Raw genomic sequence first — 26098 nt, 5'->3', positions numbered from 1 at the left:
TGGGAGCGAGCTTGCTCGCGATGGCACCCTCACTGACAACATCAAACTACCGTCCCACCGCTCTGGCATGAGCCTTGCGTGCCCGCTCCACAGCAATCCCGAAAGTCCAACAGATCAAACAATAAAAAAGACAGAGAGGACTTATGACTTCTACCACCCAACTCAAACCCACACTCGGCACCCTGCATTTATGGGGTATTGCCGTCGGCCTGGTGATTTCCGGCGAATACTTCGGCTGGAGCTACGGCTGGGGCACCGCAGGCACCCTCGGGTTTCTCGTCACCGCCCTCATGGTGGCGTTGATGTACACCTGCTTCATCTTCAGTTTCACCGAACTGACCACCGCAATTCCTCACGCCGGCGGGCCTTTTGCCTACAGCCGACGGGCCTTTGGCGAGAAAGGCGGATTGATCGCCGGGATCGCCACCCTGATCGAATTCGTCTTTGCGCCCCCGGCCATCGCGATGGCGATTGGCGCCTACCTCAACGTGCAATTCCCCGAGCTGGACCCCAAGCTCGCGGCGGTCGGCGCGTACATCATATTTATGACCCTGAACATCCTCGGCGTCAGCATCGCCGCCGCCTTCGAGCTGGTGGTCACCGTGCTGGCGGTCGCCGAGTTGCTGGTGTTCATGGGCGTGGTCGCGCCGGGCTTCAGCTTCAGTAACTTCGTGCTCAACGGCTGGGCCGGCTCCAATGAGTTCACCCTCGCCTCGATCCCGGGCATTTTTGCGGCGATCCCCTTCGCGATCTGGTTCTTCCTCGCCATCGAAGGCGCGGCCATGGCCGCCGAAGAAGCCAAGGACCCGAAACGCACGATTCCCCGTGCCTATGTCAGCGGCATCCTGACCCTGGTGTTCCTCGCCATCGGCGTGATGATCATGGCCGGCGGCGTGGGTGACTGGCGCCAACTGTCGAACATCAACGACCCGCTGCCCCAGGCCATGAAGGCCGTGGTCGGCAACGATTCAACGTGGATGCACATGCTGGTGTGGATCGGCCTGTTCGGCCTGGTGGCGAGTTTCCACGGGATCATCCTCGGCTACTCGCGGCAGTTCTTCGCCCTGGCCCGGGCCGGCTACCTGCCCCGTGGCCTGGCGAAACTGTCGCGCTTCCAGACCCCACACCGGGCGATCCTGGCCGGCGGCGTCATCGGCATTGCGGCGATCTACAGCGATGGACTGGTCAACCTGCAGGGCATGAGCCTGACGGCGGCGATGATCACCATGTCGGTGTTCGGCGCCATCGTGATGTACATCATCAGCATGCTCAGCCTGTTCAGGCTGCGTAAGACCGAACCGAACCTGGAACGCACCTTCCGCGCCCCGGGCTACCCGATCGTGCCAGGGATTGCGTTGTTCCTGGCGGTGGTGTGCCTGGTGGCGATGGCGTGGTTCAACACCCTGATCGGCCTGGTGTTCCTGGCGTTCATGGTGGTCGGCTACCTGTACTTCCAACTGACCGCCAAGCAACGCTCCGATGCACCGGCGGACGCTATGCTCACAGGTATCTGAAGTTGCACCGGCACCGGGCTGAGGGCCTGGTGCCTGCTATTTAAAAGTGCACGCCGTCCTCCTGTGGGAGCGAGCTTGCTCGCGATAGCGGTGTATCAGTTAACAGATACTTTGCTGACACTCCGCTATCGCGAGCAAGCTCGCTCCCACAGGGTTACGGGTTGTATTTGAGTTATTTAGAGAACCAGGAGGACACCGCCCCATGGCCGCATTCGCCCATTCCGTCGGCGCCCAGACCTACCGCTTCGACAGCCTCAAAGACCTGATGGCCAAGGCCAGCCCGGCGCGTTCCGGGGATTTTCTGGCCGAGGTCGCGGCGCTCAACGATGGTGAGCGGGTGGCCGCGCAAATGGCGCTGGCCGACCTGCCCCTCAGCCATTTCCTGCAAGAAATGCTGATTCCTTACGAGGTCGACGAAGTCACCCGGCTGATCGTCGACACTCACGATAAACAAGCCTTCGCCACCGTCAGCCATCTCACCGTCGGCGGTTTTCGCGACTGGCTGCTCAGCGACGCCGCCGATGAACAGAGCCTGCGCGCCCTGGCCCCGGGCCTGACGCCGGAAATGGTCGCCGCCGTGTCGAAAATCATGCGCGTGCAAGACCTGGTGCTGGTGGCGCAGAAAGTCCGCGTGGTGACCAAATTCCGCGGCACCCTCGGCCTGCGCGGGCGCCTGTCCACCCGCCTGCAACCCAACCACCCCACCGACGAACCCGCCGGCATCGCCGCGAGCATCCTCGACGGCCTGCTCTACGGCAACGGCGACGCCATGATCGGCATCAACCCGGCCACCGACAGCACCGCCTCGATCTGCGCGATGCTGGAAATGCTCGACGCCATCATCCAGCGCTACGACATCCCCACCCAGGGCTGCGTGCTGACCCACGTCACCACCTCCATCGAAGCGGCAAACCGCGGTGTGCCCCTGGACCTGGTGTTCCAGTCCATCGCCGGCACCGAAGCGGCCAACGCCAGTTTCGGCATCAGCCTGAGCATCTTGAAAGAAGGCTACGACGCCGGGCTCAGCCTGAATCGCGGCACCTTGGGCAACAACCTGATGTATTTCGAAACCGGCCAGGGCAGCGCGCTGTCAGCCAACGCCCACCACGGCGTCGATCAACAGACCTGCGAGACCCGAGCCTACGCCGTGGCACGGCATTTCAACCCGTTCCTGGTGAACACGGTTGTAGGATTCATCGGCCCCGAGTACCTGTACAACGGCAAACAGATCATCCGCGCCGGCCTCGAAGACCACTTCTGCGGCAAGCTTCTGGGCGTGCCGATGGGCTGCGACATCTGCTACACCAACCACGCCGAAGCCGACCAGGACGACATGGACACCCTGCTGACCCTCCTGGGCGTGGCCGGGATCAACTTCATCATGGGCATCCCCGGCTCCGACGACATCATGCTCAACTACCAGACCACCTCGTTCCACGACGCCCTCTACGCCCGCCAGACCCTGGGCCTGAAGCCGGCGCCGGAATTCGAAACATGGCTGGCGAACATGGGCATCTTCACCCAGGCCGATGGCCGGGTGCGGTTCGGCGACAACCTGCCACCGGCGTTCCGTCACGCCCTCGCGCATTTGGGATGAGCCGCATTTTTATGAGTGAGTTGCCCATGGATAAAAAACCTGTCGATTCTCAAAACCCTTGGCTGAACCTGCGCAGCCTGACCCCGGCGCGCATCGCCCTGGGTCGCACTGGCACCAGCCTGCCGACCTCGGCGCAACTGGATTTCCAGTTCGCCCACGCCCAGGCCCGCGATGCGGTGCACCTGGCGTTCGATCATCAGGGCATTCGTGCGCAGTTAACCGAACGCGGCCGTGAAAGCCTGTTGCTCCACAGCGCGGCCAGCGACCGCAACAGTTATCTACAGCGCCCGGACCTGGGCCGACGGCTCGACGACGCCTCCGCGCAGGTCCTGGAGGATTACGCGGCGGCCCACCCTGGCGGCGTGGATCTGGCCATCGTCGTGGCTGACGGCCTGTCGGCGCTGGCGGTGCATCGCCATACCTTGCCGTTCCTGGCGCGGCTGGAAGAGCAGATCGCGGCTGACGGTTGGTCTGTGTCGCCAATAGTTTTGGTGGAGCAAGGCCGCGTTGCCGTGGCCGATGAAGTGGCACAGCGGCTCGGCGCGAAAATGTCGGTGATCCTGATCGGCGAACGCCCCGGCCTCAGCTCCCCCGACAGCCTGGGGCTGTATTTCACCTACGCCCCCAAGGTCGGCCTGACCGATGCCTATCGCAACTGCATCTCCAATGTCCGCCTCGAAGGTTTGAGCTACGGCATGGCGGCCCATCGCCTGATTTACCTGATGCGCGAAGCCTGTCGCCGCCAGCTTTCGGGGGTCAATCTGAAGGACGAAGCCCAGGTTCACACTCTGGATTCGGAAAGCGCTGCCGATATGAAAGGTAATTTCCTACTGGCGCCGCCCCGAAACTGATCCGTTTATCCGATTGCGTTTTTGATCCGCTTTCAGGCAGCATCAAAAGCACGGCAGCGCGACATTGTTGTCTGAATATCTGTCGACCTTTGCAGACGAGACCTACCATGCGGATTATCCAAGCGACCCTGGAACACCTGGACCTGCTGACCCCATTGTTCGTCAAATACCGGGAATTCTACGGCTCCCTGCCCTACCCGGATTCGTCCCGAGCCTTCCTCGAAAAACGCCTGCGCCGCAAGGAATCGGTGATCTACCTGGCCTTGCCGGATGACGACGACAACAAGCTGCTGGGCTTCTGCCAGCTCTACCCAAGCTTCTCGTCGCTGTCGCTCAAGCGCGTGTGGATCCTCAACGACATCTACGTCGCCGAAGACGCCCGCCGCCAACTGGTGGCCGACAACCTGATCCGCACCGCGAAAAAAATGGCCAAGGAAACCAACGCCGTCCGCATGCGCGTCTCCACCAGCAGCAACAACGAAGTGGCGCAGAAGACCTACGAGTCGATTGGGTTCAAGGAAGACACCGAGTTCAAGAACTACGTGTTGCCGATCAGCGACGGGATCTGAGCCGTTCGGAGCAATGTTGAAGGTCGGGGGCATATCCGTTGCTGCGGTAACGGCTGCTTAGGGTTCCGCCCTGACGGCGGCTCACTTTTGAAAAGCGCAAAAGTAAGCAAAACGCTCCTGCCCCACCACTTGGTGCCTCGCTTAGGCTCGGCATGCCCTCACTCCGGCATTGCTCCGTGGGCCCGCCGCGAAGGGCCATCCATGGCCCAGCGCGGCTATCCCGGCATCCATGCCGGGATGCCCACTCCACAATGCCTGCGTTCGGCCAGCGTGGTTAACGGGGCCCCAAGATCAACATCCACCGCGAGGCGGCCTAACGGCCGGCCTGGCTCTCCCGGTCGTACACCCATCAGATCTGTTTGAGCAGGACCTGTGGGAGCAAAGCTTGCTCGCGAGGCGGCCTGACAGCCGGCATGGCTCTCCCGCTCATACACCCATCAGATCTGTTTGAGCAGGACCTGTGGGAGCAAAGCTTGCTCGCGAGGCAGCCTGACAGCCGGCCTGATTCTCCCGCTCATACACCCATCAGATCTGTTTGAGCAGGACCTGTGGGAGCAAAGCTTGCTCGCGAGGCGGCCTGACAGCCTGCCTGATTCTCCCGCTCATACACCCATCAGATCTGTTTGAGCAGGACCTGTGGGAGCAAAGCTTGCTCGCGATAGCGATCCACCAGGCAACATCACTACTGACTGCTCCACCGCCATCGCAAGCAAACCCGCCCCCACAAAGTGCTCCCCTGCCCACAGAACCACCGAAATCCCCAGCTACAAACTCAACACGCGCTTCACAATCCTCGCCGTATAATGCCGCTCTTCCCGGCTTGTAAGAAAAAGCTACACACTCTGTAGCCATACTCAAAGCCAGTCCCACCCGCCTGCCGAGTCGGGCCGCCACCACAGGTGTTTTGCATGGATTTCAACCCCCTCGACCTCATTCTGCATCTCGACGTCTACCTCGACATGCTGGTGACCAACTACGGGACCTGGATCTACGCCATCCTGTTCCTGGTGATCTTCTGTGAAACCGGCCTGGTGGTCACACCCTTCCTGCCGGGCGACTCGCTGCTGTTCATCGCCGGCGCCGTAGCCGCCGGTGGCGCCATGGACCCAGTCCTGCTGGGCGGCCTCTTGATGCTCGCGGCGATCCTCGGCGACAGCACCAACTACCTCATCGGCCGCACCGCTGGCGAAAAACTGTTCAGCAACCCCGACTCGAAAATCTTCCGCCGCGACTACCTGCAGCAAACCCACGACTTCTACGACAAACACGGCGGCAAAACCGTGACCCTGGCGCGCTTCCTGCCGATCATCCGCACCTTTGCGCCCTTCGTCGCCGGCGTCGGCAAAATGCCTTACCCACGCTTCTTCGGCTTCAGCGTGCTCGGCACCATCCTGTGGGTCGGCGGCCTGGTGACCCTCGGCTACTTCTTCGGCAACGTGCCCTTCATCAAGCAAAACCTGTCGCTGCTGGTCGTCGGCATCATCCTGCTGTCGCTGCTGCCGATGATCATCAGCCTGGTGCGCAGCAAACTGAGCCAGCGCGCCTCGAAAGCCCACCCGCGCTGATCGCCATGTGGTCCCTGAGCAACTGGCGCCGCCGACGCACCCTCGCCAAACACCCCGTGGCCGAGGACACCTGGCAGCGAGTGCGGCAACAATTGAGCTTCCTCGACGGCATCAGCGCCGCCGAGGACCAATGGCTGCGGGAAGCCTGCGTGCTGTTCCTGCACGATAAACACCTCAGCGCCCTGCCCGGCGTCGAACTGCACCAGGAACAACGCCTGCTGCTCGCCGCCCAGGCTCAATTGCCGCTGATGCACCTGGGCGAGCTGAACTGGTACCAGGGCTTCCACGAAATCGTCCTCTACCCCGACGACTTCCTCAGCCCCCAGCGCTACCGCGACGCCAGCGGCATCGAGCACGAATGGGACGGCGAACACAGCGGCGAAGCCTGGCCCCAAGGCCCGATCATCCTGGCCTGGGACGGCGTCATGGCCAGCGGCGGCTGGGACGGCTACAACCTGGTGATCCACGAACTGGCGCACAAACTCGATATGCTCAACGGCGACGCCAACGGCCTGCCACCGCTGCACGCCGACATGCGCGTCAGCGACTGGGCCGACGCCATGCAACAAGCCTTCGACGACCTCGACCGCCAACTCGACCACAACCCCGACACACAAACCGTCATCGACCCCTACGCCGCCGAGAACCCGGCGGAGTTCTTTGCCGTCACCAGCGAATACTTCTTCAGCGCCCCAGACCTGCTGCACCAGGCCTATCCAAAGGTCTACGAACAGCTCAAGGCGTTCTACCGTCAGGATCCGTTGGCCCGGCTGCGGCAACTTCAAGCCGAAGATCCGGTCTATCAGGCGTCATACTAAGGTCTCTAAGACCCTGGTAACGTGGCAACAGCGGCCGAATATGCCTATAATCGCCGCCACTTTTTGGTCAATCCGACCAGTCATTTGGTCAACTAACGGGGGCACCGCCCAATGAGCTACAGCAAGATTCCGGCTGGCAAAGACCTGCCGAACGACATCTACGTCGCGATCGAAATCCCGGCCAACCACGCCCCGATCAAATACGAAATCGACAAAGACAGCGACTGCCTGTTCGTTGACCGTTTCATGGCCACCCCCATGTTCTACCCGGCCAACTACGGTTACATCCCCAACACCCTGGCCGACGACGGCGACCCCCTCGACGTGCTGGTCGTGACCCCATACCCAGTGGCCCCAGGCTCGGTCATCCGCGCCCGTCCAGTTGGCATCCTGAACATGACCGACGACGGCGGCGGCGATGCCAAAGTCATCGCAGTGCCACACGACAAACTGTCGCAACTGTACGTCGACGTGAAGGAATACACCGACCTGCCACCGCTGCTGATCCAGCAGATCGAGCACTTCTTCGCGAACTACAAAGACCTCGAAAAAGGCAAGTGGGTCAAGATCGAAGGCTGGGCCGGTGCTGATGCCGCCCGTGAAGCGATCACCAAGTCGGTTGCCGCCTACAAAGGCTGAAACAAACTTGATAAAGAACCCCGGTTTGCCCCGGGGTTTTTTTATGTCTTAATGGTTCCCAATACGAAACTGTATTAACACTGTGTAACCACGTTTAGCCCGCGCCTTTCAAATCCTGCAAACGGAAAGATCGTCTTATATATTTGAACGACTTGTTTATTGCCGAAAACACAGTCGCCCCTAAACTTTCCGTTTATGAAAATACTTTCCAGTGGCGACCGCTTCCGAGCCCTTCTAAAAGAAGCGAACATCCGTTCCGCCGACTTCGCGAAGTTATACGGCGTGAAATCCCAACACGTGAACAACTGGTTCAACCGTGGCATCCCGCCCGGGCGCATCCACAGCATCGCCAGCCTGCTGACCGTCAGCCCGGAGTGGCTCGCCCACGGCGAAGGCCCGCAAACCCCATTGGGCCTTGGCCCCGGCACCACCTACGAGGCGGCCGAAAACGATGGCGTCTACAGCGTGGTGGAGCCCACGGACATTGAACTGCCCTTCTACAAGGAAGTCCCCATCGCCCCCGGCGAAACCAAAACCCACATCACCGAAATCCCCGACCAATCCATCCGCCTGCCCCGCAGCCACCTCGAATCCCTGGAAATAAACCCCAGCGACGCCATCTGCATCACCATGGTCGGCGACAGCATGGCCGAACGCATCGCCGACGGCTCCACCCTCGCCATCGACCGCGGCCTGACCCAAATCGTCGACGGCCAAATCTACGCGCTTGAGCATGACGGGATGCTGCGTATCAAATACCTGCACCGAATCCCCGGCAACCGACTGCGCCTGCGCAGCCACAACAGCGCTGCGTACCCCGACGAGGTCTTCAGCGCCGAACAGATCGACGCGCAACACATCCACGTGATCGGCTGGGTGTTCTGGTGGTCAACCCTCAACAAACAGCGACCGCCGGTGTCCGACTAACCCACCCAAGACCAGAAACCGTGGCAGGAACTGTAGCAAGAGCTGTGGCAGGAGCTTTTGTGGCGAGGGAGCTTGCTCCCGCTGGGCTGCGCAGCAGCCCCCTGCTTTCCCCCTGAATCCCCCTAACCCAATGATTCCACACCACTTACCCCTGGGCTTCCGAAGCAAACCCGCGTATCCTCCGCCCCACATTTGCGAGCCCACGCCTCGCACCGACAAGGCAGATCACTTTCTGACCAAGTCCCACAGACGGCCGCAAGAGCCGGATGTACGTTTTGAAGGCTGGTAAGGTTTGTCAAAAACGAGCTGAATCAGTCAACGAGAAGCCGGCCATAAGCCGGCTTTTTATTCTCCAAAAAAACCAGCCAATTAATTTACATCGACCCCCATCAAAGCTAGAGCGAGCCCTGATCGCGCCGTTCATCAACGGCGTATGAGCACCACGCTTCAATACCTAGGCCGGTTGGATGCAGGCTTTGGTGACCTGATCGAACCTTCGTTATGCGCGACCGCTGCCTTCAGGCGCGAAGGATCTAGATCAAGAACACATCAATGACGGTGCGCCTTGCACCTCCTGCTTTATTCTTGTCACGACGCCCTTTTCGCCCAAAAGGGTGAGGGCACTGAAATTCTGCATCGCGATCTTTCCAAAAAACTATCCAGTTATCGTAGAGCCGGCGCCACAATAATGCATGGAACGTCCGAGCCAGCTTGCGAACGGAGCTGGCCAATCGACAGATGAGCACAAGCAGAGGAGGGCTGTCTACGCTACCGCCGCACGCAAATTACTGTATATTAATACAGTAACATCAATTATGAATGCGCAACTGGAGCTCTTCACCAGTTCAGGTTAAGCTGCCAATCATGAAAACTACCTCCTCAAAAATCAGCCCGGTCGCATCTGTTCACTTCTCGGGGCACGAGACGTTTCCGCTGCGTCAAATGTGGCTCAAAAAAGCTTTCGATCAAGCCAACGGTGACGGACTAATTCCCAAGACAACCTTCACTACCGAAAGCTCTATTGCCGCTTTCGGAGTAGGTAAAAACATGGTTGCGTCCATTCGGCATTGGGCCTTGGCATCCGGCGTGATGGATGACGAAGGCGGTACCTTTCGCGTAACAAGCCTCGCCATGGAGATACTGCAAGAAGGAGGCCTTGATCCTTACGCAGAGGATCCTGCTACGGCATGGCTTGTGCATTGGCAGCTAGCCGGACGGCGTCACCGTTCAACAACATGGTATTGGCTATTCAACCATGTGACCGCGCCAACCTTCACACGCCAAGAGCTCGAAGAGCCTCTGACCGAGTACGCTCGTAGCCTTGCCCCTAAGCATCGGCTTTCAAGCGCTACTATCTCGCGAGATTTGGAGACCTGCTTGCGCAGTTATGCCCCCAAAACCGCAGCCGGCTCGCCCGAAGACTTTGCCGAACCCTTACTCGGTGAATTAGGTCTGCTCCAAGAGGTCCACAAAGGCCAATATGCTTTCCGTCGAGGCCCTAAAGCGTCTCTCCATGACGGCATTTTCACCTATGCGCTCATCGATTTCTGGAATAGAACAGCAAGCAATCAAAGCTCGCTGGCCTTCGAGACTATTGCTTATGCAGAGGGTTCTCCCGGTCGAGTCTTCAAACTAGACGAAGAATCCATCGCTCAAAGATTGATTTTGTTGGCCGACTTAACCGGAGGCAAGCTTGCTTGGACCGACTCCGCCGGCCTCCGCCAAGTGCACAGAAAAGCGGTCTCCAATGAAGATCAAAAAGAAATGGCCAGGTGCGCATATGACTGAGAGAAAAGAGTTAATGCTCTCGGATATTGTTCACATTTCACATCAATATCAGCGATCAATCCGAATAGACGCAGACATTGGTCGTTCCGACGCATTGGATGGGTATATCGTCCATGCAACAGCAGCATCCGTCGTAGCAGGGATGTGCAGGCAACTTGCGAGCACTAACCAACGAAGTTTCACATGGACCGGACCGTTCGGTGGCGGCAAGTCCTCACTAGCTGTCGCCTTGGCGAGCGCACTCCATCCTGATAAGAGCCTGCGCGCGAAAGCTCGCACCGCCTTAAAACTTGACTCGAAACCAGATTTCGACCAGGCCTTCCCTGTCCAAGAGGGGTGGCTAGTGGTTCCTGTGGTTGGCCGGCGTGGCAGTGTTGTAAAAGAACTGGACGCTGCGATCCGAAAAAGCCGAGGCATGAACGTTGACGGTCGAAGCAAGCCCACTCCCCAAAGCGTCATTTCTGATTTGATTGGCGAAACCAAGAGCCGCCCAAACGATGGAGTCCTAGTATTTATCGATGAAATGGGTAAGTTTCTGGAGGCATCCGCTCTAGGTTCTGGCGATGACGTCTACTTCTTCCAAGAGCTTGCTGAAGCATCTGCTCGCGCCGATGGCAGACTAGTTGTAATAGGCGTTCTACATCAATCATTCGCACAATACTCCAATCGATTGGGCATCGACACGCGGGACGATTGGGGCAAAGTTCAGGGACGATACTTAGACCTTCCCTTTGTAGCTGCGAGCGACGAGGTCGTTGAACTTATCGGCAGTGCGATCGAAGCCAAAAGCCGCCCGGAGTGGGGGCAGAAAACATCTGATGCGATAGCCGACGCGATCCGTTCTCGCCGCCCTGCTGTTGGAAATGATTTTTCTGCCGCCCTAGAACGTTGCTGGCCATTACACCCAGCCATGGCCGCGTTACTCGGCCCAATTTCTAAACGTCAATTCGGACAGAACGAGCGTAGCACCTTTGGGTTCCTATCGTCGGTTGAGCCCTATGGTTTCCGCGCTTACCTGGAGTCAACGCCTTCGGACCAGACGTCCTTGTATCGCCCGAGTGACTATTGGGACTACCTGCGCGCAAATCTAGAGCCTGCAATTCTGGCCTCACCTGATGGGCACCGTTGGTCCCAAGCGGTTGAAGCTGTAGAGCGCGCCGAGGCAAAGTCAGGTGATCCACTGCTTGTAGCGATAATCAAAAATATCGCCGTGATTGATCTATTCCGTAACGGCTCAGGACTTTCTGCAGACCTGCCAGTCATCGCGGCCCTGTTCCACAATGTACCTCGCGAGCAGATTGAGGATGCTCTGAATAAGCTCTCAGCACTCAAGGTTGCCTTATACAAGACTTACACCGGCTCTTGGTCAGTATTCGAGGGCAGCGACTTTGATATCGATGCGGCTATTTCCCAAGCGCTGGCTTCATCTGCTGGAGTCGATTACGCCAAGCTCTCTCAACTGATGGGCATTCATCCTATAGTAGCCAAACGGCACTACCATGAAACAGGCGCTATGCGCTGGATGGAGCTCTCACTTCAGAGCATTGAGCAAGCCGAAAAAATCGCCAAGGCTTACACTCCGCAACGGGGCGAGTTCGGTCAATTTATACTAGCGCTGCCAGGACGCGATATCTCAGCAAGCGAAGCTCGCAAACGAGCTCAAGCATGCGCGTATTTGGAGCCTTGGCCAGTACTGGTAGGAATCCCATCTAACCACGCCCGCATAGCAGAACTATCGGCTGAAGTAGTTGCTCTAGAGCAGGTAAAAGAGCGCCACGAGCTCGGAGGTGATCCCGTAGCTCGCCGCGAAGTCTTTGCTCGCTTGGCCGCGACCAAATCTGATCTCGAAGACCAGCTACAAGCAGCTGTTTCACTTTGTAAATGGCACGATGGAGACGACACGGTCATCGAGCCCGGCACAAAACTCTCACCGAAAGCTTCTGAGCTTGCCGACGATCTCTATTATGCCTGCCCGCCGGTCTGGAGCGAGTTAGTAAATCGCGACAGCCTCTCTAGCAATAGCGTCAAAGCCCGCCGCGATTTGCTACATGCAATGATCGACGCCGAGGGCATCGAGCGGTTGGGGATCGAAGGTTTTCCTGCAGAACGCGGCCTGTTCGAAACGCTGCTCGTGGCATCTGGTGTATACCGTAAAGAAGGTGAGTTTTGGCAGTTCTGCCACCCACCCGAAGCTTTGCACGAAGGATTTTATGAGCTTTGGCAAGTCACGCAAAAGCTCCTCCTCGATGCCAATACACGAGTAAGCGTGGACTCGATCTACAATCGCTGGCACCTGCCTCCATTTGGTATGAAGCAGGGTATTTTGCCCGTGTTTCTCACTGCATTCTTGCTTGCTCATAAAGCCAACGTCGCCGTTTACAAAGACGGTATGTTTATCCCCCGACTAAGCGATGCGGACATTGACGAGTGTTTGCAAGACCCTAAGCGATTCACTCTCCGCTGGATCACGATCGATGAAGACAAAGTCCAAATCCTGGAGGGCATTTCTTCCCTATTAGAGGAAGTCGGGGAGAAAGCCGGCTCTGCAGATCCGCTCGAAGCCGCACGCGGACTAGTGGCATTGATTTTCAGCCTGCCAGATTGGGGACGGCGTACACAACGCTTAGGTGAAACAGCCAAAGCAATACGCGACATGCTGCTAAAAGCCAATGATCCACACAAAGTTCTGTTCGTCGATCTAGCGTCGCTTCTTGGAGCTGATGACGGCGAGGCCTATGTAAAAGCACTGCGTGGTCCTCTGCATGAAATCGCGGAGGCGTACCCAAAGATGCTCTCCGAGGTCGAAGCCAAGATGCTTCAAGCGCTCGATGCCTCTCTCAACAACTTGGATTCGCTCCGTGAAAGAGCGAAGGCTGTAGCTGGCATTTCCGGCAACTTCAGGCTCGATGCATTCTCTACACGACTCGCGTCTTACGATGGCAGCCGTTCCGCATTGGAGGGCATTCTGAGCTTGGCCGCTGAAAAACCTCCCCGCGACTGGGTCGACCGCCACATCGATGCAGCTGTGCTTGAGCTTGTCCAATTCGCCCGACGCTTTCGTGAGGCAGAGGCGTTCGTCACAGTCAAAGACCGTCCCGCATATAGCGAAGCAATCGCAGTTATTATCGGTGCAGGTGCGCAAACCAAGACGATGTCGAGATCATTCTCGATTTCGGAGCGCCACCGTAGAACGGTCGAAGACAAGGCTGCTGAGCTCGCCTCGATGCTGCAAGAGCAAGGTTTTGAAACTGACATCTTGCTGGCCATTCTTGCTAAAGCTGGAATGAACCTGGCTAGTGAAAAGGAGCAGATGGATGACTGAAAGACACGTGCTAGGTTTATCCGGCGGGAAAGACAGCGCCGCCTTGGCCGTTTGGATGCGTGACCACCATCCCGAACTAGACATCGACTATTTCTTTACTGACACCGGTGAAGAGCTTCCCGAAGTCTATGAGTTTCTAGGACGACTCGAAGGCTATTTGGGCAAACCCATCGAACGACTCAATCCTCGCCGTGATTTTCGCTTTTGGCTGCGTGAATTCAATCATTTCCTCCCCAGTGCGCAGACTCGCTGGTGCACTCGCCAACTCAAATTGGCCCCGTTCGAACAGTGGGTCAAACCATGGCTCGCAGCAGGAGATAAAGTTTTCTCCTATGTAGCAATCCGAGCTGATGAGGAGTATCGCGAAGGGTATTCAGCAAAAGCCGAAAACATGATTGTGAAATTTCCGTTCCGTGAAGCAGGCATTGATAAAGCTGGAGTCGTCGACATACTCGAGTCTTCTGGATTGGGTTATCCGAAGTATTACGAATGGCGATCTCGCAGTGGCTGCACATTCTGCTTCTTCCAGCAGAAGATCGAATGGGTTCGACTCAAAGAGCGACACCCTGAGGACTACGAAAAAGCCAAGGAGTTAGAAAAAGACGCACTAGAACACGGCTCGCCTTTCACTTGGTCTAAGGGCGAATCACTTCGGGATCTAGAAAAGCCAGCGCGTATTATTGAGATCAAAGCAGAATATGAGGTTCGCCGTGCGCGCCTTCGCAGAAATATCCCGGTTAATCCCCTACGCCCACTGAAAATATGCCCCGAAGACATCGACGATGTCTACGGGGAGGATGAAGGCAATAGCTCTTGCCTAATCTGTCACAAATAGATTTATCACCTAATGATTGCAGCCTCCAAGGCTGCACTAAATTCGGCGCTTGTCTGAAACCGGTTATTATTGCTGTGAAGCAAAGCACGCTCCATAACGGGAAATAGCTCCGCCGGTCCACGCCAATCAGCGGCTTGGACTATTCCAGTTGGATGCCGTCCGCATGTGGCATACCAAAAAACCGAAGCCAGCTGGAACACGTCTGAGGTTTGGCCAATTGAATCCGCACAGCCCAAATTCTTGTTGAAGGCCTCTGGCGACATCCATAGCGCCGGACCTATTCTTTCGTCCACGAATGATAAATCGGGCCCACCTTCATGCAGGTCGCATAGGCCAAAGTCGCTGATTGCCCAAGCATTGCCCACAACTAAAATGTTTTCGGGCTTGATGTCGCGATGCAGAGCCTTTTCGTTAACCTTAACCAATGCCTTGGAAAGACCAAGGAATTGCGCGAGATATGTTGCAGGGGGAATCTGCTGTGGCGTTTTGGCATGTTTGCCCAAGTCATCCGATGCCTTCATCAGAATGACGAAGGGCAACTCCTCGGCTTGGCCTTGCTGCTGAACCACAAATCGACCGCGACGCCGGACGCGCTCCATTCGAGTGCCCGTTACAGTGCCGGTTGCTACAAAGCGGATGATGTGTGGGTCGTCGAAACCACGAAGCAGCTCGACCTCGCGTTGAAATCGCTCTCGGCGACGTTGCCGTAGCTCAAGTTGAAACTTGACCGCGTAGCTATCCCCCGAGAGTTTCTCGTTACATTCGTGGACAACGGCATTACCTCCGGCAGCAATTCGCTCGCTAACGATGTAGATCCGACCATCGTCGCCGGTGATATGATCGTCAATCGCGTAAATGCTGGATTTGTTTCGATAGAGTTCGACGCGACTCATACGTGGCCTCCCCCCTTATTCTTCGTATTCAGCATCGTCGAGGTCGTAATCGTCCTCTATTGCGCCCGGGATTTCTGCCCCCTCAATGACCACCGCGGCGTTGATGCCCCCTTTGCACCTAGCATGCGCCCACTGCGAGTTTGACAACTGGAACACCGCGCTCCCAGCAGGCCAGTAGAGAACCGACCTCCCCAAGCTAGTCTCGCCTTCGTCGAATCCGCCACAACCTTCGCAGACAAACCCCTCCGCAGGCGGGCACCCGTCACCACTGAAGTTTGAATCAATGGAGAACCGAAGATCACTTGCGGTCTCCGAAACAATATTGCGCTGCTCTTCGTCATCCATCGCAGCAGCATAGGTCCCTCGCAAGATCGCGCGGATGAACACCATGCGCCAATTTCGGCTGGATGTAGAGTTGGCCTGAGAGACACAGTAAACCGCGTACTTGCTGAGTATCGGCACCTCCGATGTGGGGGCGATTCGAGCATCCAGTAGCGCCAAGTCCTGCCGTAAGAAGCTCAGGTCAGCGGGCAACGCGAAACCGGCACGCTTCAGAGACAAGACGGCAAAAAAGAACGAATAGAAGTCTGCCTTCTGTTTCCAGCGGGTTTTTTTCATTGGGAACGTTAAGTCGAAGATCTTCACAATGTCTGCGATCACACCCTCGAACTCCGCTTGCGCGGTAGAAGAATCAGCCGCTGGCCAGGCCGCATAGTCACGACAACACTCGTCGATTGCATCTTTCTTATCGCTGATGCCTTTCAGCAGAGCAGCCATCAACTCGCTGACATATTCAACGTCGAGCGAACGCCGTCGAGCCGTAGCATTGAACAGGCCCATGTCGTCAAGGGCATCAAGGTTGGCTAGCTCCTCAGAGATCCTCAAGAACTCACCGGGGAAGTCCGCCTTTCGCAGCTCCTGCCTGTTAAGCGGTACCAGATACTTGTTGACACGAGAGTAGACCTCCCGGAGCTCCTCAGGCGGCAAGCCTGAGGCTTCATTGAAGTCGATGGAGTAGAGCAAAACGTCCTCGCGAACGTCCTCCGACAGTTCGGAAAATTTCTTGCCGTTGTAAGGCCCGCTGTATGGGGCCTCCAATTTGAATCCATCATTCAAGAAGGAAAGGATAGTCGTGATCCGCTGCTGACCGTCGATGACACTTCGATACGTCCTCATGTCTTTGATGGCTTTGGATACGAAAATCTTTGGCATGGGAATATCGTTGAGGATGCTGTCTACCAGCATCACGCGAGCCGCATCCCCCCAAACCTCACGTCGTTGATAGTCAGGCTGCAGCAGCAATGTCCCATTGCCGTTCCATTCTCGAATGTCAGCAATCGTATGCGGACTTGACTGCCATTTTTTTGCCATGATCTTTCCTTGACTTTGGTTATTGGTTGTCCACATGGATGGCAGCTACAGCGGCTTCGATGTCCTGGTCTGATAGGAATGGTGCCTGGGCGAATACCAGCCCCTGCTCTCCATTGAGCTTGGCTGCTAGATGACCTCTGCCCAATAACAATTCCGCTCCAGGCCTATCGAGAGCGATCTTTGATGTGGCTTCGCTGGAGACCTTCAAGATCAAGCGGTTACCCAAATTTTCACGAAGCTGCATCGGCATGACATCTTTGTCAGGCCGTTGTGCCGCGAAGATCAGATGGATGCCGGCCGCGCGGGCCTTTACACCCAATCGCTGAACCGCTGCGCCCACTGCTGATTTGTAAGCATCGTCAAGCATCCAGTCAGCAAACTCGTCGTGAACCAAGAAGACCATTGGCAGACGCTCTTCGGTGGAGACTTTCGAGTTATAGGTCGGTAAGTCGCGGGCCCTGGCTTTGGCAAAGGCGCGATAGCGATCCTCCATCTCTTGAACCAGAGCATCCAGCACTTCGGCAGCTTTTTCCTTAGTGGTGACAATCTCATCGCGCATATGCGGCAAATCAGCCAGTGGCGCGTAATCCACCCCCATCTTGGGATCGATCAAGATAATTTGCGCCAGCGCCTTGGGATTGGTCGCAGCGATATCCAATATAAGAGCCTGGATGAGGACCGATTTGCCACTACCCGTAGCCCCAGCCACCAATGAGTGCGGCTCATGCGATGAAAGCCCACCGAACTCAGCCCCCAGGTTCAGATACAACAACGCCCCGTTAATCTCCTGAAGCCCCAATAAGAATGAGGTGTTGATACCCGCAACGTTTCTATTGAGTTCTCGACGTGACCAAAGCTCCCAAAGCGATACAGCCTGCCGCTTTCCGCCAGCGACCGTCACCACGATCTCTCCTGGCTTAGGTTGGACAGTTACTAGATTAATGGCGTGAGTAGTGAGGAGCTGTGTTCGTTTATTCTCGATATCTTCGACACGCAAGCGATCAGAACCCGCCAGACGAACGAGGCAGCCGTTTGGAGTCAAGCGAGTGCCGAGGATCGCTGCCTGAAGACCGTAGCTGTTAAGCGCAGATTTGAGCTTCTTAGTGATCTCTTGAGACCACTCCTCCCGGTCAGCATCGGCCTGCGCACTGCCGGAGAACTTGGACGCGACCAAATCAGACAGCCTGCCCCCAAAGTTGGTTGTCGCAGCGGAAAGCTGGCCAGAAGCTGAATCAGCATTGGCTACAATGGCAAGAGCCGGTTCCTCCATAAAAACCGAAGGTGTGGCCGCCGGGTAAGTCGGCGGAGCCTCCTCGCCGTTTTTATCTAACGAAGAGACCTCCTCGACAAAGGTATCGATCCGTCCACTCGATAGCTGCGCCATTGCGGCCAACCATGGTACTCGCGGGGCGGGCAATTTAAAGCGGTGTCCGCTCCAAGGCTGCTGGGGCCCAAGCCCTGATCGAACTTCGTGACCACCAGCGCCTTTGGCATAGGCTTCAGCGAGCTTTCGCAGATCCGGTCGATCGAATACCTCTTGCCAAGCCATCACGCCTTCTGTCTCATCCAGAAGCTCTTGCTCAGTAGACGAGGCAGCCCCCGCGTCCGAGGTGTGGACGTAAACATGTGAATAGCCACGCAACGAAATTTCTACATCGCCCTCTCGCAGCTTGGCGCGAGCGCGCTCCATCAAGCCCGTCATACCGGGCGGAATATCGGCATCTAAAAGCATGTCTGCCAAACGGGCTAACCAGACGTCCCGATCAAGACGACCCGGATCACCAAAAAGAGCCTCACGGAACATGCCCAATGTTGCCAGCAATTGATCCTTGGAGCCTCGTCGAGCCTGAGCTAGCCCATCGGCACCGACATATTTCGACTCAACAATTGAAATGACGACACGGACAGTTTCCTCGTGCTCCTCAACGTTTAGCGCCAAAATATCCGCGATGCGGCTTTCAGATTGGGATAACCAACTTGCGTAATCGTCGAGTAAGAAATAGGCGGTCAAGACCTGCCCACCCTTCGCGGAGACCTGGAACTCCTCCGCGAGCAAATAACGACTCAGCACAAGACCAAGCATCTCTCCGGCAGAGACGCCTCGCTTGGCCGCACGCAGTACGATATCTCCAGAGACTGAAAGCGCGTCGCGCTTCGCCTTGTCGGCAGCAGCCTGAAGCTCATCGGATCCGAGCTGGAGATTCAACTCTTCCAATCGCCTGCGAACTAGCACGCCCAACAACCGGAGTTCCGAGGTCGAGCTCACAATCATATTGCGGCCGTTGGTAGAGTTTCGACGGTAGCGCACCACTGTGATGTTGTTGTGCTGGAGCTGTCGCTTGTCGAGTAGTTCGTCGTAGGTGGCCACCCATTCGGCCAACTCGTGCGCGTCCTTAATCATTGCTGCCAACGCTGGGCTTTGTAGAGAAATACGACGCGCAGGTAAGAATCGCTCCTCTGGCATAGCATCCGTCTGGCGGCAAACTGCCGCAACAGCTGACACATATGCCCAGCCTGAAGCTGTTTGCCATGGACAGGCCAGGAATGTGGTCGACTTCAGCTCGTTCTCGCCCGACACGCTTCGGTAAGACCAGCGCGAGGGTGCATGATCCAAGTTTGGTCGGTCATTGGTCCACTGTACGGGGAGCCATTCTGTTTGGGCCTCCCGTGCGACCACGTCATGCAGGAAAGCCACATCGAAAGCCTTGAAGCCTTGCGCACTCTCACCGGGAGTCGTCGAGAGGGGAGTCACAGAAATACGCAATTTGGATATGAAGTTGTCACTGGTCTCGCTGACCACTGGCAGATCAGGATCGTCCCCGGCCTTGTTGACCAGCTCGCCATACACTCGTCGCAGCTTTCCTGGATCTGAGTGGCGCACAGAAACGCTACATTGGAACTTGCCATCCTCTTGGATCGAAGAGAGTTCGCGCACTGTAGCCAGCGGTAGCTCGGCTGCATCGGCATTATAAAGCACAACGCTAAGGTTGCTTGCCTCGTGGGGCTGCAGCCCCACATAGCGCTCCAAAAGCTCACGCGCCTGTCTCGCAGCAGCCGTCGGATCGACATCGGTCATCGCTCCGGCAGCCCCACGCGTAGGCGACTCCAAAAGGCTATAGCCGTTGATTGTGCTGCTTTCCGATACCAGCACCAAAGCTCCGTTCCGATTGAGAACCGCGATCTCTGGATAGAACGGATGAGCGATCTCGTCAGAGAGCTCCCGCATGAAAATTTCGCGGTCGCCATAGAGAATACTGCCGCTGGAGAGCAAATGAGTGGCGAAACCAGCTACGCGTCTCGTCTTTACCGCAAGGGCCTTCATTCGTTCTGGATGCCACGGGGGAATGATCATTGCGAGGTTATCACCTGCAATCCGAACCGTGCCTACAGATAGTATTTCAGAGACCAGTCTCGAACGGCATACATCGCCACGGGCATGTGTCATTAGGGTGTTCAACAGTTCCGCGTAAGACTCCGCTTGACGCATAATGGCATCGCCATGCAGCCCGGTCGTGACGAAGTCCTCCATCGCTTTGATGTAGTCCTCCTCGAACTTATCCCAAGAAGCCTTCACCTCATTTTGCTGATGTGCCGTCAGCCTACCCTCCTGAGCGAGCTCTTTGATCCGAGCCTTGATCACATGGCGCAGGCTTTGGAGCTTACTGACTGCAGGGACCAGTGACCCTGCATCAGTCGAGTACGTCGCCTCCAATGTCCCGGTGTCGAGTAACGAGACGTTTTGCACCCCACCTTTCTTGCTCACTAACTTGCGGGGTACTTCGGTACAACCTACTGCCCCCTTTTCCAAGAGGCGACGCATGTCGGCGGCCAACGAAAGGCCAATCACCGTTGGCTTGTAGCTCCAAAGGAGCTGCGTCTTAGCCAGCACCGTCTCGTTATCCTTAGCAACCTGAATTAAGGCCACGTCAAACTTGATCTGTAGGGCTAAGCGCGATAACGACAGACTCGGACGAACCTTGTTCTTCTTATCGTTGCGAAGCTTCTTCTCCTCGGCGAAGAAGGCTTCATAGTCGAAGAGGGGATCGGGTAAATTTGCATTCCCCATCCGCTCAACCTTCCACTCGACTTTGGAGCCCATGAGCTCCTTTAAACCTCGGTACATAGCCGAGAAGTAGCTGCCGGCATCGTAGTTGAATCGCTCACGCCACTCCTTGCGGCCCTTAGTCACAGTGAAGCGCAGGATCCGCTCTCCTTCTGGATCGCGCAGGCCAGCATGCAAACTGTTGACCACACGAGCGAAACCCTCGAACAAATCATTGCAGTCAATGGGCTTGCCATAGAGAGCCTTTTCCCAGCGCGAGCAAAGCTTGGCGTCTTGCTCCAGGAGTCTTCGTTGCTTAACGAAAAACTCTTCGTCCTCTTCAGTGAAATCTGCGCGTCGCTCACGACCTTTCAAGTCCTCCAATAGCTTGCGGCTCTCGGCATCAAGTGAGTCCTCCTGATCGCACTCATGATCGAAGAAGCGGATCGTCGACTCTGCTAAACCAAGTTGCTGTTCTTTGGGCTTGTCGAAGGCAAGATATACGCCATCGCTTTCCCACTCGAATTGGGCAAGAGCATCGGATGCTTCTAGATCTCCAGCTGGGGCGGCGGCGAAAGCATAGAGAGCTTGGCGGGCACCCTCCGAAATTTCTGCAGCATTAGCATCGATTCGCTCGGTAATCTCCTCGGGGTCAAGAGCTTGGCCATTCTGGCGGAGTTTTTTGAGCAGCGGCGCACGCTGAGAAAAGAGTTTGATAAAAGCCTTATGCCAGGGCTTGCGCGATTCCGCGAAAGTCTTCGCATTCGAGAAATAGGTGCTGTCTCTGGGGAGTCCCGAGCATGGCAAGGCAAAGCCAACCGCATCACGGATGGGCAGCCCATGCGTGGCGACAGCCTCGACGATTGCAGAACAAAATTCGCCAAGCTGCACTAACGAAAGCTCCGAGGATGCTAATAACCCGCTAAGAGCTGCACGGAACACCGCTCGGTCGTCGGGGACTGGCGAAATACCACCAGAGTGGAGCGTGGCCTCGACCCACGGCTCAGGATCAGCCCGCATCTCCTTAGCGCCTATGGCCATGACGTGACCCAAGGTGTCCGCAAGGTTGTGTTCATTGCCATTGGCCGTAAGAATCGCAGCCTTGATGGTCAGAGCGTTATTTCGTACGTAGCCTGCGTTATGAGGAATCAGAATGTCAGGCGGCAGGCCTTGGCCAACTACCAAGGCCTCTGGGATCATGAGGTCCACTTGGGCGAGCAAATCCGGATTGGCAAGGACAGCGCGCACGACAGCTGCAATCTGACTGGCTGAAAGCTTATCCAGTCTGAAGAGCGCAGCCAAATCACCGGATTGGCCAGGATAGGATATGCGCTGGGCAAGAATGTCCGCGCCAACGCGCCCAATAATGCGATCGGTCAGCATGCGGCTTCTCCCTGAAACGCGAACGGGTTTTCTACAAACGAGCAGGAGTCGGAGAGCCTGCGAACCAAGCCCAAACTGACGAGACGGGCTTCGAGATTGGTTCGGTTCTCGCTGAGTTCTTCTTGGTCTACTAGCTTGGCGCCGACTAGGCGCGCGCCCTCTGCATCACCAATTACCAGGCCATAACGATGCTTGGCTTCAGCGAGAAATTCATCGAACTGCATACGGTCTTCAACGATGGAGACCACTATCGACTTGAGCAATCTATCATTCGGCGCGTATCGAGTGCGTCTCGAGAGCCGGCGTGAGCTGAGCCCGATAGCACGCGACCATGAAGCATGAATCCTGCCGACATGCTGCGCATGACGCGCCAAGGCATCCTCAACCAGTTTGGCAACCAACTCTTCTGGGCTCTTATCGGTGGAGTCCTCATCGTCGCCGGCATCAGTCGGCGGCCACTGAAAGCGATCTCGCATGAGTTTTACACGCTCAGCATCCGGAAACTCCATAGACTCAGCAGCAACCCATCCAACATCCAACCGGATTGATTCGATATGAGCCCGCACAGCCTTTGCTGACATCCCTTGATTGAATTGGTAACTGTCGCCAGAAAGCGCTCGCACCTTCGTGCGCTCCTTGGAGACGATTTCGCAAACAATTTCGACCGGATCGTCATCGCCAGCTACCCTCTTCGCACGCTCTAAAAAATAGAGCAGCATGTTCAGACCGGTGATCGCAATCAAATGCTCCAAGGCATCGTAGATCGGCATATCCTTGTTCAAGATCGACAACCAGTCGTCGCAAACTTGGTCGAAACGGTTATTGGCAGCCTCGGGCAGATAACCCGAAAGCCGTGGTTCTTCGGCACTCTGAGGCATACCTTGCAGAGCCCTGACTAAACGGTTCATCGGCGCCCGATGGTCAAATAGGCGCCTGACGAGGATGGCACCGAGCTCCTCTCCACGCTTGGCCCGAGAGAGGATGAGATAGAGCAACTCACCAGTACGAGCAAAGAATCGACGATCGTTGCTCATGCCCCCTTTCGCATTGATCGCTAAGTCCTCATAAAGAGCATCAGGACCGAAAGGAAAGACGAACTTAGAACTCCAGCGCTTGTTACTGCGAGACTCAAATGACGAGGAGCGCAGCAGTTCAATTGCCTTTGCAAAATCATCAAAACTAGTGAATGAGTGACGCAGATAGGTCATATCTTCATCACCCTTACCTGTTGCTCCCTGCCTAAAACGCTCAAACCACTGCTTCCATTTCTCCTCATCAGACGCGGTGCTCTCCGCAATCGATTCCACATAAGGATTGTTGAATAGCAACCCACGTAAGCGGATTTGCCGCTGTGGCCTGAACATGACCGAGCCGCCCTGCTCTTGATGAGGCCTGAGCGGATGATCCATATTCGATCCAAGTACACCCAAGAACTCCAAAACAGTCAGGTGAGGAAGCTGCTCGTCATAAAGTCGATGTCCCCAAATGTTCTCGTCGACGCAAAAGTCGACGCTTTTAATCTCAGGTCTCTTGATGATTACACTCATTCCGAGACCCTCACAGTCACTGGGCGCGAAAAACCGCGACCTCCAGGCTCAATATCGATGAAGTTAAGTGTCAGTACGGAGGTCTCACCTCCGACTTCGTCATCATCACCAGCCACGCTGGCCTTCTTGACGATCTCAGCCTTACGCAAAAGCTTCGCCTTGAAAGCCAGCAGATCTTCGAGACATTCGTTGGAAAAACTCGCGGGCAAAGCACCCTCAGCCACGCGCGAGAGGAACTCATGGCGAATAGGTGTCAAGTCAAAAGTAACCGAATTGCCCAAGCCCACAGCAAGCGAAATGTCGAGTCGAGGGCGCCCCGTCTCCTCGACAAGTTTAATCGCCATACCAACGCCGCCTTGTCGACGGGAAAGCGTCTCGTAGTCACAAAGCACGCTTACCCGGCTTTGAGTAAAACCGCCCGAACTTGCGATGAAGATGCGATCTTCGTTTTCGAGGAGAAGACCTGTTAATACTCGGTTAAGGCCCTTAGCCATGCGCCCGCGAACAGTCTCGCTCACTGGCTTCTGCGCTTTGAGCGCCTCGATAATTCCCAAGTAGTCCCCACCAAAGCAGAAGGCTGTCATTGACCAATGCGGATAGCCTCTCTCGCCATCCGGGAGTGTGAAGAAAAGCCTGCGTCGCTGATCCTCGAGCATTGTAAGGAACTCGAAGGCCCCCCCTTCCAAACGTGAGCCCTCATACCCTTCCAAATAGGCGTCTTGGGCAGCGCGAAAGGCGGCCGTGGCTCCGTAGATCGGATCACTCGCGACCAAGCGGCCGAAGTCGGCTTGCAGCCGCGAGTCATCCTTGCCATAAACCAGCAACCCATCAGCAGCATTGGTGGACTCGTCGCCCACTCCAAAGCTAGACATTGCCTTGAAGATGGGGCGGTCAGAGGTTCTTCGCTTAAGGAGATTGGCCCCGAAGGCATTGGAATAGACACTAGCTTTGCCAAGATCCCCTCCTCCCTGAATCTTCGCGACATCTGCGCAAGTCAGCAGGTTGTCTTTTGCCTGCTTGGCATCGGAACAACCGAGGATCATATTCGAACAAAGCGCAAGTAAGTCACGTATAGGGAGGTGCAGCCCATTGTGCCTGGCAATTTCAACCAAATCGCCCAAGCGGCGAGAGAGCTGGCCACCATCTGACTCACCCAAAAGCCTGCGGCGATTCTCGTTGATGGGACAAATTTTATCTTCAATCTGAAGTGCACAGCGTTTGCAGTTGTCCCATTCAGGATGCCCTGCCACAGCCATAGCCACCTCGTCTAACGTTTTACGGCTAGTGGAGCGGCTGAGATCGAACACCGCCAGGCGTTCAGGAGCCGGGCCGGCCTGTAGGAAGCGCTCTTGCAGCGGTTTACGAAGTGGGTGATCCCGCTCTTGGCGCCGGCCTAAATCACGAAGACGATCAAGAATTTGACCATGGTTTGCGGCGAGGATCACGACCTCAGAGTCATCACCCTCTAGCACCGACCTTTCAAGTCGCTGCAATGGCAAATCGCTCTCCTCGCCATTGAGCTCGGAGAGATCCTTGATAAAGATAGCCAAGCGCCCATCCGCCAGATGTAATTCTTTCACGTTGCCTTTGGCGGCCCAAGCATCGGGAGCCCCACCAATACGCTCCCACAAGGCACGGCAGTGGTACGTCTTACCATCACCAGCAGTTCCGGCAATCAAGATAGACCCCGGCGCCTTGGATTCAATGTGCCTAACCATGTCCTCTAAAAAAGGCGCTGATAGGCTAATTGGCTTGACCCTAGCCTGTGCCAATGCCCTCGAAACATACTCGTCGAACATCGCTAGGTTGGTCGATGACGGCCCATAGCTACGCAAAAAATGGACCCAAGCACTTGATGGTGGAGCCTCAACATCAGTACGCCGCACGGAGCCGCCACGACCTTTACCGGCCTGCAGCATCCGCTGATCAATCAGTGCATCACGTGTTTCCCAATAAAACTCATCAGTTAAATGGGGGAACTGAGTTCTGAGCCGCTCTAGCAGCGACTGGTTGCCAATACTAGAACCATCGGCGGGAACGGCGGCCAGCAAGGCCTCAACCAACTCATTCACTCTCGATACTCCTTTATCGCCCGCCGTAAAACGGGAGCCAATCAAATATGAAGACAAATAGACCGGAAGGAATCGAAAGAAAGCTGACGCTAGGAGCCTTGCAGAAACCTGCGCCTATGGAGAGCCATTCCCGAGACACGCAACCCATCATTTGCGGTGCCGATCACCATAGCCACTGGCAAAGCATGGGTAAAGCCCATAATCATTCCTTTTTGCCATCACAGATGATTGACAGAGGAACATTCGCTGGACATTGGTAACGCGACCACATCAACGTGACCTTACAAAACGGTGACGAAACGCTGGTAAATAGTGCCCCCCTACACTGCATTTGAAGTGATCCGAATGAAAACGAAGCCCAACAA

Annotated in this window: 16 protein-coding genes; 11 read left to right on the top strand and 5 right to left on the bottom strand. The window is 56.3% G+C overall.

The window, feature by feature from the left end:
- Nucleotides 1–143 precede the first annotated feature (143 nt).
- From eat to Q7F16_RS26705, 11 genes are all read left to right on the top strand, one after another.
- Nucleotides 144–1514, top strand: coding sequence for an ethanolamine permease (gene eat / locus Q7F16_RS26755; RefSeq protein WP_409557342.1), 1371 nt, complete (start codon nucleotides 144–146; stop codon nucleotides 1512–1514).
- A 202-nt stretch (nucleotides 1515–1716) separates the two neighbouring features.
- A complete protein-coding gene (locus tag Q7F16_RS26750) occupies nucleotides 1717–3111 on the top strand; it encodes an ethanolamine ammonia-lyase subunit EutB (protein WP_409557343.1) in 1395 nt (464 codons plus the stop codon).
- Nucleotides 3112–3137: 26 nt separating this feature from the next.
- Nucleotides 3138–3962, top strand: a complete 825-nt coding sequence (gene eutC, locus Q7F16_RS26745) for an ethanolamine ammonia-lyase subunit EutC (protein ID WP_409557344.1) — start codon at nucleotides 3138–3140, stop codon at nucleotides 3960–3962.
- A 107-nt stretch (nucleotides 3963–4069) separates the two neighbouring features.
- Nucleotides 4070–4531 (top strand): GNAT family N-acetyltransferase, encoded by a 462-nt coding sequence (locus Q7F16_RS26740; protein ID WP_079302744.1) that lies wholly within the window; start codon nucleotides 4070–4072, stop codon nucleotides 4529–4531.
- 908 nt (nucleotides 4532–5439) lie between these two features.
- Complete coding sequence (locus Q7F16_RS26735) at nucleotides 5440–6096, top strand: DedA family protein (RefSeq protein WP_014340397.1); 657 nt, start codon at nucleotides 5440–5442, stop codon at nucleotides 6094–6096.
- 5 nt (nucleotides 6097–6101) lie between these two features.
- Nucleotides 6102–6914 (top strand): zinc-dependent peptidase, encoded by an 813-nt coding sequence (locus tag Q7F16_RS26730; protein ID WP_409557345.1) that lies wholly within the window; start codon nucleotides 6102–6104, stop codon nucleotides 6912–6914.
- A gap of 111 nt (nucleotides 6915–7025) precedes the next feature.
- Nucleotides 7026–7553, top strand: a complete 528-nt coding sequence (gene ppa / locus Q7F16_RS26725; protein ID WP_003205933.1) for an inorganic diphosphatase — start codon at nucleotides 7026–7028, stop codon at nucleotides 7551–7553.
- Nucleotides 7554–7748: 195 nt separating this feature from the next.
- Nucleotides 7749–8480: a LexA family transcriptional regulator gene (locus Q7F16_RS26720; protein WP_046065520.1), complete on the top strand. Its 732-nt coding sequence runs from the start codon at nucleotides 7749–7751 to the stop codon at nucleotides 8478–8480.
- Nucleotides 8481–9344: 864 nt separating this feature from the next.
- On the top strand, nucleotides 9345–10268 hold the full coding sequence (locus Q7F16_RS26715) for a DUF4007 family protein (RefSeq protein WP_409557346.1): 924 nt from the start codon (nucleotides 9345–9347) through the stop codon (nucleotides 10266–10268).
- Nucleotides 10228–13590 carry an ATP-binding protein gene (locus Q7F16_RS26710; RefSeq protein ID WP_409557347.1) on the top strand — a complete coding sequence of 1121 codons (3363 nt, stop codon included), beginning with the start codon at nucleotides 10228–10230 and terminating at the stop codon, nucleotides 13588–13590. The genes Q7F16_RS26715 and Q7F16_RS26710 overlap by 41 nt, the downstream gene beginning before the upstream one ends.
- Nucleotides 13583–14425, top strand: a complete 843-nt coding sequence (locus tag Q7F16_RS26705; protein WP_409557348.1) for a phosphoadenosine phosphosulfate reductase domain-containing protein — start codon at nucleotides 13583–13585, stop codon at nucleotides 14423–14425. The genes Q7F16_RS26710 and Q7F16_RS26705 overlap by 8 nt, the downstream gene beginning before the upstream one ends.
- A gap of 5 nt (nucleotides 14426–14430) precedes the next feature.
- Here Q7F16_RS26705 and Q7F16_RS26700 read toward each other — a convergent pair whose 3' ends face one another.
- The 5 genes from Q7F16_RS26700 to Q7F16_RS26680 are packed head-to-tail and all read right to left on the bottom strand — an operon-like array spanning nucleotide 14431 to nucleotide 25733.
- Nucleotides 14431–15318: a protein kinase domain-containing protein gene (locus tag Q7F16_RS26700; RefSeq protein WP_409557349.1), complete on the bottom strand. Its 888-nt coding sequence runs from the start codon at nucleotides 15316–15318 to the stop codon at nucleotides 14431–14433.
- A gap of 15 nt (nucleotides 15319–15333) precedes the next feature.
- The gene (locus Q7F16_RS26695; protein ID WP_409557350.1) at nucleotides 15334–16689 is read right to left on the bottom strand and encodes a DUF262 domain-containing protein; all 1356 of its coding nucleotides are present in this window, start codon (nucleotides 16687–16689) and stop codon (nucleotides 15334–15336) included.
- Nucleotides 16690–16708: 19 nt separating this feature from the next.
- On the bottom strand, nucleotides 16709–22114 hold the full coding sequence (locus Q7F16_RS26690) for an FtsK/SpoIIIE domain-containing protein (protein WP_409557351.1): 5406 nt from the start codon (nucleotides 22112–22114) through the stop codon (nucleotides 16709–16711).
- Complete coding sequence (locus Q7F16_RS26685) at nucleotides 22108–23661, bottom strand: hypothetical protein (RefSeq protein ID WP_409557352.1); 1554 nt, start codon at nucleotides 23659–23661, stop codon at nucleotides 22108–22110. Before Q7F16_RS26685 ends, Q7F16_RS26690 begins: the two co-directional genes overlap by 7 nt.
- The gene (locus Q7F16_RS26680; RefSeq protein WP_409557353.1) at nucleotides 23658–25733 is read right to left on the bottom strand and encodes a hypothetical protein; all 2076 of its coding nucleotides are present in this window, start codon (nucleotides 25731–25733) and stop codon (nucleotides 23658–23660) included. Before Q7F16_RS26680 ends, Q7F16_RS26685 begins: the two co-directional genes overlap by 4 nt.
- Nucleotides 25734–26098: the final 365 nt, after the last annotated feature.

The sequence above is a fragment of the Pseudomonas sp. Lb2C2 genome, assembly GCF_052112205.1.
Classification (GTDB): domain Bacteria; phylum Pseudomonadota; class Gammaproteobacteria; order Pseudomonadales; family Pseudomonadaceae; genus Aquipseudomonas; species Aquipseudomonas kilonensis.
Note: the sequence above shows the minus strand (reverse complement) of the source record. Positions and strands in the feature narration are given on the sequence as shown.